The sequence below is a fragment of the Bacillus cereus group sp. Bce041 genome (genome assembly GCF_052646455.1).
On the sequence record NZ_JBQXON010000002.1, the window covers coordinates 1,030,534 to 1,043,366 of the forward strand.

The following is a 12,833-nucleotide window of genomic DNA, read 5'->3' on the forward strand; positions in this document are numbered from 1 at the left end:
CTGTCAACAATTATGTTTGACAGATTATCGGCTTTTTACAAGTAATTGAACAGCTTCTTTAATTAACTCTTCATTTGAACCATTACCACTTTCAAACTGTTCACGCAAACATTGCTCTAAATTCGTTCCAACAACGAGCCCAATTGTACGATCAAGGGCAGAACGAGATGCCGTTAACTGTGTAATAACTTCTCGGCAATCCTTTCCTTCTTCCATCATACGAAGCACACCACGAACTTGACCTTCAATACGTTTCAATCTATTTTTCATATCTTGATTATATTCCATCCTATAATCACCTCATTACCATTATGTCACTATTTATAACCTATGACAATACATTATACCCTATAGGGTATTTTGTAAACCCCTATTTTAAATTTTCACCTTATATGTTCGCAAAACAAAAAATAAAACCTTAATCTATAAGTTTTTATCTTCCACTAAATCTTGAAGTAGAAGATGAAAAATATCAATATACAACACGTTCTGGCAGTACTGTCCCATACAATTTAAAACCACCATCTACATTCTTTACCTTATATCCTTTTTCCATTAACATGCGCGCTGCAACAAACCCTCTCATACCAAGTTGACAAGTGATATATATTTTTTTGCCCATTGGCACTTCATCCAATCGATCACGTAATTCATCTAACGGAATATTAATAGAGCCTTTAATCATTCCTTGTTTTAGTTCATTGGGCTCCCGAACATCTATAAGATATCCACCATTGTCAACAATACTATCTATTTCATGCCATTGTACCGTTTCCACAAAACCATCTACTATATTACTTGCGGCATACCCCACCATGTTTACTGGATCTTTTGCAGAAGAATACGGCGGGGCATATGATAATTCTAAATCTGGTAAATCGATTACAGCTAAGTTTGCCTTCATTGCCGTCGCGATAACATCTATACGCTTATCTACCCCGTCACGCCCTAAAGCCTGTGCTCCGTAAATCTTTCCGCTTTCTTTATTAAAGATTAATTTTATTAGCACTGGCGTAGCATTCGGATAGTATCCCGCATGAGAATTTGCCTGTACATGTACTACCTCATAGGGTATATTTAATCGTTTTAATATTTTCTCATTTACTCCAGTCGAAGCAACTGTTAAATCAAAAACTTTAGCCACAGAAGTTCCCATCGTACCTTTATATAAAGAATCCGTATGACCATGAATAATATCTGCTAACATGCGACCTTGACGATTAGCGGGCCACGCTAAAGGAATCATCGTTTCTGTTTCTGTAACAAAATCTTTCACTTCAATCGCATCACCAATTGCATATACATATGGGTCAGATGTTTGAAATTTCTCATTTACCTTTATCGTTCCTCTAACTCCTAATGCTAATCCTGCATCTTTCGCTAAACTACTCTCTGGTTGTACACCAATTGCTAAAATAATCATATCTGTTTTTATAACTGAGCCACTTTTTAAACGTAAAACAGTCCCATTCTCTTCTAACGCATCTACACCATCTTCAAAAACAAGCTCAACATTGTGCACCTTCATATGCTCATGTACATATGCCGCCATTTCGTAATCAATTGGTGGCATCACTTGATTTTCCATCTCTACAAGAGTAACCTCAATCCCGCGTTCTCTTAAATTCTCAACCATTTCCACTCCAATAAATCCTCCACCAATAACCGTCGCATGACGTGGTTTCTTCTCATCAATATACGCTTTTATACGATCTGTATCAGGTACATTTCGTAGCGTAAACAACGCCTTCGCTTCTTCAATGCTCGAAATAGGTGGAACAATTGGTTTCGCCCCTGGTGAAAGAATCAAAACATCATATTCCTCGTTATATGTTTCATCTGTAGTTACATTCTTTATCGTAATTGTTTTCTCTTCTTTATTAATCTTTACAACTTCACTCAATACACGTATATCTAAATTAAAACGTTTTGACATCCTTTCAACAGTTTGTACTAATAACTTTTGTCTTTCTGTAATGACACCGCCAATATAATATGGCAATCCACAGTTTGCGAACGAAATGTATTCACCGCGTTCAACCATAATAATTTCATCTTCCTCACTTAAACGACGAAGCCTTGCAGCTACTGATGCCCCGCCAGCAACTCCGCCTACTACAACAATTTTTCTAGACATATGTCAAACCTCCATACTATTTATTATTTAATTCCCTCATATATCACACATATAAAACCTATACCTGTACGGGTATATAATAAATTATAAAAAATTTAATTTCAATCAATATGTCTTTCTTTCACAAATTTGAAACAAAAAAAGAACTTAGATATTTCCAAGTTCTTTACGAATGAATCAATCCATCGTTCTATTATCATACTTCCTATAATCTCTTTGTAAAACTATACTCCATGTTCCCGCCTAGGGCTGCCGCTGTATCACCAGTTTCTCTAAAATCATGTGTATATATTTTTTCAAATGAACCGAAATCTACTTGCTTATAAAATTCAAAACAAGGGAATCCATCATGCTCCCCTTGAATATCAATACTACCATCCTGTTTCACACATACATTTAATACATAATCCACAGGAGGTGCATATACATTTAATGGATTACTTGCACTCGCACTCATTTTGAATTGCACACCTTCAGAATTCCATGTGATATCAGTGCACACAATATTTTCTGTACTTGCTTTCCCTGTTCTTTTACTCACAGAACCATCTGGACTTGTAATCTTCTCGGTCGTAATACCCGTGTTCGCATATGAAAACACTTCTTCTTTATAGAAATCAACTACTACCTCTTGCTCAACTCTAGAGCGCATCGCATTTACCGCATACGGTGTGAATTCACGTGAATCACCTTCGAATTGCATTACTTTTCCTGTTTCCATATCCTTCTTAGCCTCAGTCCAAGACATTGGAATAAATACACTGGCTCTAATTTTCACGATATTAGTCATAAGAAACACCTCTATAATTTTATTTTAGATGCTGAATGCTTATTAAATAAAACAGACCATAATTTCAATCCTAAAACCAATAGATTTCTCTTTTACTTTTCTATTTCCTTCTAAAAAATAGCGCTATATTTATGTTTAGACTGTCGTTTTAAAGCTATATTCCATCTCTCCAGCTAGTGCTGCTGGGGTATCATCCGTTTTTCTGAAATCATGTGTGTATATCAATTCAAACGAACCAAAATCTACTTGTTTATAAAATTCATAGCAAGGGAAACCATCATGTACACCTTCAATATTCACAGTACCACTTTCATTAGCTCGTATAGTCAAAAAATAATCAGCTGCAGGTGCTGCTGCGTTTAAAGGATTACTTGCACTTGCTCTCATTTCAAATGAAACTTCATCTTCACTCCATACAATATTTGTACATACAATGTTTTCTGTACTTGTTTCTCCCTTTTGATACTCAATTGAGCCATCTGAATTTGTAATCTTCACGGTGACGATACAAGCATCTGCATATGTGAAAATTTCTCTTTTATAAAAATCAATATTCACTTCTTGTTCTAACCTTGAACGCTTTGTGTTCACAGCTTGTGGTGTAAACTCACGTGCATCTCCAGCATATTCAAACACTCTTCCTGTTGCAGGGTCCTTAATAGGTTCCAGCGATGCATACGGTGCAAATACACTCCCTCTAATTTTCACGATATTAACCATGTGAAACCTCCATTGATTCTATATTATATAAATCATTATTTGTTCTACCGACATAATATAGTCAATTTGATTGACTATATTATGTATAGTACAATAGGTATTACATATAGTCAACTTAATTGACTACAAGTACGGAGGTTATATACATGGATCAAACATTCAACGAGTTAGATCTTACAACGCTTTTATCATTATCATTTAGCACATTAATCACTGAGCTACATGACAAATTAAGTGAATTAGGATTTGAAGATATTAGGCCAGCACATGGTTTTATGTTCAAACGCATCCTTCCGAATGGGGCAACTGGTATAGAGCTAGCTGAGTATTTGGGGATTTCCAAACAAGCTGTAAGTAAAATGGTGGATTCTCTTGAGAGTAATGGCTACGTTACACGCAAAACACATCCTACTGATAAAAGAGGTAAAATCATCGTTTTAACTGAACGTGGTTTGTCAGTAATGAAAGCAAAAGAAGAAATAGTAGCTGAAATAGAACAGCGATGGATTGAAAACATAGGTATAGAACGAATGCAAATACTGAAAGAGGATTTAACAACATTCGTTACTAAAGAAAATACAGAGAAATTATCATCAAATATACGACCTGTCTGGTAAACAAAAACCCATACAAAAAACGAATCCACTTTGATTCATCTTTTTCAAATACAAAAACTGTCCCATAAATACGCTCTTCAATATTATTTATTCCTGTCTCTCTATGATACTCGACAAAATCAATACCTACAGGCGGCGTAATATCAACCTTGCATACCCCTATTTTGCTCATTTGAATCGCTCCATTTCCCTATGTAACTCCCTTTTTTAAATAATAGCATATTTTTCCTATTTTAAATTAAAAAGAACGGACACAGTATCCTATGTCCGTTCTTTCCCTCACACATACTTCCGATGCACCATCTTCCCATCATAAGAAAACACAACGCCCTTACTCTCCACAATGGACTCCATATGCACCGTTCTTCCCCATAGCTGATGAAGATATGGTAATACTTTTTCTAAGTATTTTAAATCGAGCTCGATTCCTTCGTAACTATGTTTAATGTATAATTCTCCGTTCTTTAAGTAGTCTCCATCTTCTACTACTAAGTACGGGAACCCACCATTTGTCCGCATATTTACAAGTTGATCACGCACATTTTCCCATTCTTTATCTATTACTTTATATTCTTTTCCTTGGCGCTGGAATAAGTACATATCTTCTCGCATAACAAGATCTTTATTTAAGTAGTTTCTTAGGAACGATACGTCCCATTCAATTTCGCGTACTTCAAACATTTTGTCACGGCCAGATCCTGGTTTTACGCCTCGTCGTTTCATTTCTTCTGTTGGATTGTTGTACCGTTCTTCAATATCTTCAAAGATTTTAATACCTAGGTAGTATGGATTAATACTTGTTTTTGATGGCTGTACAACACCTGCATTTAATTTCGCAAATTCAATAGCTTCATCAGATGTTAAGTCCATTTCACGAAGTATGCGTTGATGCCAGTAGGATGCCCAGCCTTCGTTCATGATTTTCGTTTCAAGCTGTGGCCAAAAATATAACATTTCTTCGCGCATCATCGTTAATATATCACGCTGCCAATCTTCTAACTCACGGCTATATTCTTCAATAAAGAGCAGTAAATCTTTCTCTGGTTGTGGTGGAATTTTCTTCTTTTTACGCACATTAGAACGTTCCTGCTTTTTATTGCGATTATCTAAATTCCATAAATCATCGTATTGCGACACCTTTTTCTTTTCTACTTCTTCATCTTCTAAATCATCAATACTCCATGCGAGCTTCGGACGCATAAGCGACGGATCAATATGCTCTTGAATGGCAAGTACGGCATCTAAAAATGTTTCTACCTCTGCCTTTCCGTACTTATGCTCATACGCTTTCACACGGTCCGCTGTTGCGGCCATACTCTCTACCATATCTCGCTTCGTATTTGAAAAACGAATATTATTTTTGAAGAAATCACAGTGTGCTAAAACGTGCGCGACAATTAATTTGTTTTGAATTAAAGAGTTCGTATCTAATAAAAAGGCGTAACATGGATCAGAGTTAATAACGAGTTCGTATATTTTACTAAGTCCCAAATCGTATTGTAATTTCATTCTGAAAAATTGTTTTCCAAAACTCCAATGTGAAAACCTTGTCGGCATCCCATATGCACCAAATGTATAAATAATTTCCGCTGGACATATTTCATAACGCATCGGATAAAAATCAAGCCCAAATCCAGTCGCAATTTCCGTAATTTCCGCAATCGCATATTGCAGTGCTTTATCGTCACTTGCTCTCATTATTTTCCCTCCTTACACTTTCCCTTAAGAAAGTGTATGATGAAAAACAAGCTTTCATGAGGATTGATTGCATAATAAAAAGACACCCCCGCAAAAACGAGAATGTCTCATCTATTAACCTTCAATAATCTCCATCTTCTCCGTAATCGGAGTACGAGCTTTTCCTTCTGGTGCTTTATCGAAATAGCCGATATGAAGAATTCCAACGATACGTTGGCCTCTTGTTAAACCGATTCCTTCTATAAATAATGGATTGTAGTTTAATCCGCCTGATTTCCAAACGCAACCTAATCCACGTTCCCAAGCAAGAAGTTGGAAGTTTTGCATAAATGCACATGTTGCAGCGTAATCTTCATCACGTTGAATTTGACGTGGATCTTCATTTATATATACAACGATTTGTGCAGGCGTGCTTAAGAAACGATCTGATAAAATTTTACCGCGTTTCGCTCTTTCTTCTTCCGTGAAAGAGTTTAATACCGCATCTACTAATTTCTTGCGGCCTTCTCCGATGTATAGTTTACAATTCCATGGTTCACGGTGCTTATGATTTGGTGCCCATGTTGCATCGTTTAATAGTTCAATTAATAAATCTTTTTCTACTGCTTTGTCTGTAAATGTACGAACAGAGCGTCTTTCTTTAATCACATTAGCGATGGAAGTATATGTAGTCATATTTATCTCTCCCTTATTTTTAACTATATGTATAAGTTTATCATTAGTATTGATATTGATTTTCAATTTCGATTATACCTTAGTTTTTTACTATTAATCAATGTTTTATGTTGGGAAACTTCTAAAAACGTCATTCCATGCTGTGAATAAAAAAACTTAACTTGTTCACAAGTATTTCACATTTTATGGAAATGATATGTGTACAGTTTTCTACATTATCCATCTAGGAGGAGTTTACATGTACAAAAAAATCGCGGTAAGTATGACTATGGCAGCATTATTATGCGGAGCAATTATCTTCCCCGCTTCCGCTGCCACCCCAAAAGAAGTAACAATGCATCACCATAAACCAATTTCAGATGAAGAAATACAATCGCTAGAAAAACTCGGCTATAACAAACACGAAATTTGGAAAGCTGCTCATATTGCAAGAATTAGTAATAAAGAAATAAAAGATGTTTTAGCTTACTATAAGCAAAATAAATCTTGGGAGAAAACAGCCGAGCATTTCGGTGTAGATTCAAGTAAGCTGAAAAAGCATCATATGAATAAAGAAACAAAACAAGCACTGCTACAACAGCTGGCAACTATGCAAAAATCCACACCGGATCAGCTAAAGCAAAAAATGAAAGAATATAACATCAAATTGCGTCATCTTACTGTGTTAACAATCATCTCTCAAAAAAGCAATACCCCTCTTGATGATGTATTAAAAATGAAAAAAGACGGAATGGACATTAAACAAATTGCCGAAAAATTAAATGTAAAAAGAGAAGATATACGAGCGGAAATGATGAAATTAGTGAAGTCTATTAAAGAACAAAAAACAAATTAAAATGCTAAAAAGGAAGAGCCATTCACCACTCTTCCTTTTCTTTATGAACTTTCAATTTTTAAGTATAAATTCCCGTCTTTCCCAAAAACTAACACAAGTAAATGATGTAAGTTAGGGGTGAGAAAATGTTCGGTTTATCATCTAAGAAATCAAAAAAGACTAATACAAAAACACTTTGTTCTATTCCAGAATTTATACAAACCATGAAAGAATCAAGCGATTTTGTCTCTTATAACATACTTAAAGATGAAACGTTGTGCTTGTTTTATTATAAATCTGTCGTGGAAGCACTTATTATTAAACAATTCATTTTAACTCCTATAAAAAAGGAATCGGAACAAATCCAAAACATCTCTGATTTATGTAATATCATCTCTATTGAAGACATTATTACCTCCCCTTCTATTGATGATATTCGTGAAAAATTATTAGGTGGATATATTTTAATACGCTTAAAAAACAATTCGAATCCTGATCAATATGCTTTAATTCGTGCCGAAAGTACTGTTTTAGGAAAACGATTATATAACGATACAGAAAATGAGTATAGCGTAATCGGGCCTAAAATCGGTTTCGTTGAAAACCTTGATACAAATATCCACTTATTACGCCGAAATATCGTAACGGAGCAACTCATTTTTAAAGAAGTTACCGTCGGATCTATATCAAAAACGAAAGTAGCAGTTGCTTATATAGAAGGAATTACAAATGAACAATTCATCAACACCGCAATACAACGGCTAGAAGACATTGACTTTGATGTCCCATTTGATTCAACTATGATTGAGCAATTTATTAGTGATAATAGCAATTCACCTTTTCCTGTTCTATTACCTACAGAACGATTAGATCGAGCTGTATTTGCATTAATTAACGGGGAAGTTTTAATTTTAACAGATGGCTCTCCATATGCTTTATCAGGACCAACAACGTTACTGGATTTTTTCATTTCACCAGAAGATTATTATTTACCGTGGATGATTGGATCGTTCTTTCGTATTATTCGTTTTTTCGGAGCTATATTTTCTCTGTTTTCCTCCGCTATTTATACAGCGGCTTTAACATATCATTATCAAATGATTCCTGCCGATTTACTAGGTCCTATTATTTTCTCGAGAGCTAACGTACCTTTCCCTCCTATTCTAGAAGCACTCTTTTTAGAAATTACAATCGAATTACTTCGTGAAGCGGGAGCGCGTTTACCGACAAAAGTCGGACAAACGATTGGGATTGTTGGGGGGATTGTAATTGGCCAAGCATCTGTTGAAGCGGCTTTGACAAGTACAATTTTATTAATTGCAGTTGCTTTATCCGCTCTTGCATCTTTCACAACACCGACTGTAAAGATGTCTTCTACTATCCGGTTGTTACGCTTTCCTCTTATTCTTTTAGCCGGTGCATTCGGAGGATTAGGCCTTATTGTCGGATTTGTATTTATTTTAGCTCATTTAATTAAATTAAAATCACTTGGATCACCTTATTTATTACCTTTATATCCATTTCGTGGTTTAGGTACAGCAGAAGGTTTTCTTCGATTACCATTTAGTCAAACGGCACAAAGACCTTCTTTTCTTAGACCAAAATCAAAATGGCGCTATAATCCAAACAAATCGAAGCAAAAACGTGATGGTGAGAATGAATGAAAAAAGTTTTATTGCACCTTATCATTATCTTCTTCGTTTTACAAACTGGCTGTACACAAACGTATATAGTGGATGCACAGCGTATTATTCATATTGCTGGATTTGACATCACAAAAAACAAAAGATTCCAAGGAACTATCTTATTCCCTGAATACACACATGGTGTAAAATCTAAGCCAGAGACGCAATCAACATCTGCTCGTTCACTTGAAACAATCGCTTCACGATTAAATGCTAAATCTCCTCACAATGTCGTTGTAGGTCAAATGCGTGTTGTCCTATTTGGAAAAGCTCTAGGAGAACGCGGAATGGGAGAGATTATTACTAACTTACAACGTGACCCAAATATCGGACGCGATGTACAACTAGCAATTGTAGATGGATCGGCTGAAGAGCTTTTAAATTACGGAAAAAAAAATGGGTCTTTATATATTGCTGATTTACTCGAACAAAATATAAGAAATGAAAACATTCCACAAACCGAATTAAACATTTTTTTATATAATTATTACTCTTCCGTATCTGATGCCTATGTTCCTTATATTAAAATGGACGATAATCATTCTGTCGCTGTCAAAGGGCTTGCCTTTTTAAAAGGCGATAAAGTCGTTATGTATACGGATAAAAGACATTCTGTTTTAGCAAAATTACTTATTAATCCTACGAAAAATGGACGTTACGAAGCAGCGATAAAAAAGGATAAACATAAAGGTATGGTTGTTATACAAAACTTAGCTGGGGAAAATAAGTATAATATAGATCAAACTGGCGACATACCAAAAGTAAAAATCCATTTAAAATTAAATGGATTAATTAAAAACTCTCCTAATTGGATTGATTTAAGAAAAGAAACAAATATCAACTATATAAAAAAACAAATTGAACGAAATGTTGAAAAAGACTGTGAAGATCTAATAAAACAATTTCAAGAAAAGGAAATTGATCCTTTAGGAATACGAGATGAAATTAGAAGCCATACGAGAAAATGGAATATAACACAAATTCGAAATATGTATAAAAATGTAGCGGTGGATGTAAATTTAGATCTTAATATTGTACAATCTGGAATCGGAGAATAGTGAGGTGAAATAAGCAATGAATACAATGAATAAAACAAAGACAGTCTCTCCATATTTTGCATTTATTTTATTGCATTCTCTCCAGATTGGTATAGGAATTCTCGGATATCAACGTGTAATTTTAAAAAACGCTGGTTATGATGCCTGGATTTCTCTTATTATTGCGGGAATTGCAACTCATATTGTGCTGTTTTGTATGTTAAAAATGCTTGAAAAAGACGGAGATTTAATTAGCATTCATACAACAACCTTTGGAAAATGGGTTGGCTCTATATTTTCTGTAATTTTCACTCTTTATTGCTTATTATTTTGCCTTACTGTTCTTCGTACATATATGGAAGTGATACAAGTTTGGATTTTCCCTACCATTAAGTTATGGAAACTTACGCTTATGTTTTTATTAGTCACTTACTACATTATAAAAGGTGGCTTCCGTTCTGTGACAGGGATATGTTTTTGGGGTATTGTTCTTCCTATGTTCGTTGTATTCTTTTTAGTCTATCCGATGAAGTATGCACATTTTCGTAATATTTTACCTATTTTTACACATTCACCTTTTGACATGCTTATATCTGCAAAACACTCTGCATTGGAATTTCTAGGGTTTGAAACAATTCTTATCTTTTATCCCTTTATTGAAAAAGGAAAATCTTTAAAGCGATGGGCCCATGCTGGAATTGCTTTTAGCACCTTAATTTATGTAGTTTTAGCTATCGTATCTTTTATGTATTATAGCGAGGGACAATTAAATCGTACTATATGGCCTACTTTAACGATGTTAAAAATAATTAAAGTCCCTTTCATTCAACGGTTTGAATATATTATTATTTTTGTTTGGTTTTTAATTATTTTGCCGAACCTTTGTTTAACTATTTGGTCATCATGTCAAACGATGAAGCGTTCCTTTCATATTTCATTTAAATTTACATTACCGTTTTTTATTTCCATCGTCTTTATAGCTTCATTATTTTTCACAAACCGCGAAAGTATCAATACATTAAATACAGTGCTTTCTCAAGCTGGCTTATATATTGTATACGCTTATATCCCGATTTTATTTCTATTCCATTCATTACGATGGCACTTCAAAAATCGTTTTAAAAAAACTTCTCCCTAGGTGTCCCTTAGTCTGATACAATTTGATTAATACATTTGTAAAGGGGACAAGCGAATGAAAAAGTATGTATTTTCTTTACTTGCAGTACTAAGCTTAATTCTTGCTGGGTGCGGAAGTACTAGTACAAATGACCAAAAATCTTCTGAATCAAAAAAAGAAGAACATGACCACGCATCGCACACTCAGCAAGCTGACATTCAAGAGAAAACAAAAGGAGTCGACACACTTCCGACCTTCCTAGATAAGCTTGATCCACAAATGAAAGATATTTACACCGTCGCTGGACAAAATGCAGAGCTATTAGATTGGATTCCATGCTATTGTGGTTGCGGTGAAAGTGTAGGACATAAAAATAATAAAAACTGCTTTATTCGTGAAATTAAAAAGAATGGTGAAGTTGTTTGGGATTCCCACGCAACGACTTGCGTCAATTGCCTAGAAATCGCAGTTGAATCTGCTTCCATGAAACAAAAAGGAAAATCAACGCTTGAAATTCGTAACTATATCGATAATAAATACAAAGAAGGCTATGGCAAACCAACACCTACGCCAATGCCAAAAGCTTAAAAAACGAGGAAACTCCTCGTTTTTTCTTTTCATTCACTTTTTTTCTTAACAAATTCTTTCAAGTGTATTTCCCCTTACTTATCACACACTATATATAACTCTCGGTAAGGAGGGTACACAGTGCAAACATATAACGACTATGATAAAGCTCTCTATTACACGTATTGCTGTAATTGGGATAAATTACTCGTTCTCATGGTTCAAACGAACGATCAATTATTTTCTAAACGTATTGAGCATTTTTTACACGCTTATCAATACAGTAAAGAACTGCCAGAAGTTGATAAACAATTGCAGCTCCTATTTCAATATATTGACCACGCATCCCAAAAGTCGCATGTAGAAGAAGTAGAACAAATTCAAATGTAAAATATAGCGCTATTCTCTTTCGGAGAATGGCGCTTTTTTAAAATGTTTATATCAATAAAAGTTTCTCCTTATAAAACTTTTATTGATAAACATATTTTTTCTTTCTTTTCCATACCACTTCATACTATAATTTAGTATGTAACTATTATAAGAGAGGTATAAAATATGGGACGAGAAAAAAAGCAAGAATATGCTTTACTTACCGCATGGGGAGCTTCTTTTATCGCTACACTAGGAAGTCTGTACTTTTCCGAAATCATGAAATTTGAGCCTTGTGTTCTTTGTTGGTATCAACGTATTTTTATGTATCCATTCGTTTTATGGCTCGGTATCGCTGTAGCAAAGAAAGATTATCGCATTGCAAGTTATTCTTTACCAATCGCAACTATTGGTGCTTGTATTTCTTTATATCACTATGCAATTCAAAAAGTCGCAGCATTTTCAGCTGCTGGGGCAGCTTGTGGACGTGTACCATGTACGGGAGAATACATAAACTGGTTCGGCTTTGTGACAATCCCGTTTTTAGCACTTATCGGCTTTATTACAATCGCTGTTTGTAGCTTTATTGTCATCAAAAACAAATAAG

At 34.8% G+C, this 12,833-nt stretch carries 14 protein-coding genes and 1 pseudogene; 8 read left to right on the top strand and 7 right to left on the bottom strand.

Annotated features, from left to right (window positions below; all coding sequences use genetic code 11):
* Positions 1-24: 24 nt before the first annotated feature.
* From ACUN13_RS11330 to ACUN13_RS11345, 4 genes are all read right to left on the bottom strand, one after another.
* Complete coding sequence (locus ACUN13_RS11330) at positions 25-288, bottom strand: metal-sensitive transcriptional regulator (protein WP_000456206.1); 264 nt, start codon at positions 286-288, stop codon at positions 25-27.
* A 184-nt stretch (positions 289-472) separates the two neighbouring features.
* Complete coding sequence (gene cdr / locus ACUN13_RS11335; RefSeq protein WP_088345636.1) at positions 473-2,137, bottom strand: CoA-disulfide reductase; 1,665 nt, start codon at positions 2,135-2,137, stop codon at positions 473-475.
* 205 nt (positions 2,138-2,342) lie between these two features.
* The gene (locus ACUN13_RS11340) at positions 2,343-2,927 is read right to left on the bottom strand and encodes a DUF3238 domain-containing protein (protein ID WP_088345634.1); all 585 of its coding nucleotides are present in this window, start codon (positions 2,925-2,927) and stop codon (positions 2,343-2,345) included.
* Positions 2,928-3,062: 135 nt separating this feature from the next.
* Positions 3,063-3,647, bottom strand: coding sequence for a DUF3238 domain-containing protein (locus tag ACUN13_RS11345; RefSeq protein ID WP_000247265.1), 585 nt, complete (start codon positions 3,645-3,647; stop codon positions 3,063-3,065).
* Positions 3,648-3,793: 146 nt separating this feature from the next.
* Here ACUN13_RS11345 and ACUN13_RS11350 point away from each other — a divergent pair, with 146 nt between their 5' ends.
* Positions 3,794-4,264, top strand: a complete 471-nt coding sequence (locus ACUN13_RS11350) for a MarR family winged helix-turn-helix transcriptional regulator (protein WP_088345632.1) — start codon at positions 3,794-3,796, stop codon at positions 4,262-4,264.
* Between the two features lie 22 nt (positions 4,265-4,286).
* Here ACUN13_RS11350 and ACUN13_RS11355 read toward each other — a convergent pair.
* The 3 genes and pseudogenes from ACUN13_RS11355 to ACUN13_RS11365 all read right to left on the bottom strand — a co-directional run.
* Positions 4,287-4,436 (bottom strand): annotated as a pseudogene (locus tag ACUN13_RS11355) (neutral/alkaline non-lysosomal ceramidase N-terminal domain-containing protein); the annotation flags it as partial.
* A gap of 107 nt (positions 4,437-4,543) precedes the next feature.
* Positions 4,544-5,962, bottom strand: a complete 1,419-nt coding sequence (spoVR, locus tag ACUN13_RS11360; RefSeq protein WP_001202693.1) for a stage V sporulation protein SpoVR — start codon at positions 5,960-5,962, stop codon at positions 4,544-4,546.
* 114 nt (positions 5,963-6,076) lie between these two features.
* Complete coding sequence (locus tag ACUN13_RS11365) at positions 6,077-6,637, bottom strand: nitroreductase family protein (RefSeq protein WP_000214819.1); 561 nt, start codon at positions 6,635-6,637, stop codon at positions 6,077-6,079.
* A gap of 238 nt (positions 6,638-6,875) precedes the next feature.
* Between ACUN13_RS11365 and ACUN13_RS11370 the strand changes: the two genes are divergently transcribed.
* From ACUN13_RS11370 to ACUN13_RS11400, 7 genes are all read left to right on the top strand, one after another.
* The gene (locus ACUN13_RS11370; RefSeq protein WP_048655913.1) at positions 6,876-7,472 is read left to right on the top strand and encodes a hypothetical protein; all 597 of its coding nucleotides are present in this window, start codon (positions 6,876-6,878) and stop codon (positions 7,470-7,472) included.
* Positions 7,473-7,597: 125 nt separating this feature from the next.
* Entirely contained in the window at positions 7,598-9,115 is a 1,518-nt protein-coding gene (locus ACUN13_RS11375; protein ID WP_072939951.1) for a spore germination protein, read from the top strand.
* Positions 9,112-10,194 carry a Ger(x)C family spore germination protein gene (locus ACUN13_RS11380; RefSeq protein WP_088345630.1) on the top strand — a complete coding sequence of 361 codons (1,083 nt, stop codon included), beginning with the start codon at positions 9,112-9,114 and terminating at the stop codon, positions 10,192-10,194. The genes ACUN13_RS11375 and ACUN13_RS11380 overlap by 4 nt, the downstream gene beginning before the upstream one ends.
* Positions 10,195-10,210: 16 nt before the next feature.
* Positions 10,211-11,311: a GerAB/ArcD/ProY family transporter gene (locus ACUN13_RS11385; protein ID WP_088345628.1), complete on the top strand. Its 1,101-nt coding sequence runs from the start codon at positions 10,211-10,213 to the stop codon at positions 11,309-11,311.
* A 54-nt stretch (positions 11,312-11,365) separates the two neighbouring features.
* Entirely contained in the window at positions 11,366-11,878 is a 513-nt protein-coding gene (locus ACUN13_RS11390) for a PCYCGC domain-containing protein (RefSeq protein ID WP_000761036.1), read from the top strand.
* A gap of 120 nt (positions 11,879-11,998) precedes the next feature.
* Positions 11,999-12,247 carry a YhdB family protein gene (locus ACUN13_RS11395; RefSeq protein WP_001195459.1) on the top strand — a complete coding sequence of 83 codons (249 nt, stop codon included), beginning with the start codon at positions 11,999-12,001 and terminating at the stop codon, positions 12,245-12,247.
* Positions 12,248-12,412: 165 nt separating this feature from the next.
* Positions 12,413-12,832 (top strand): disulfide formation protein C, encoded by a 420-nt coding sequence (locus ACUN13_RS11400; RefSeq protein ID WP_000532265.1) that lies wholly within the window; start codon positions 12,413-12,415, stop codon positions 12,830-12,832.
* Position 12,833 lies beyond the last annotated feature (1 nt).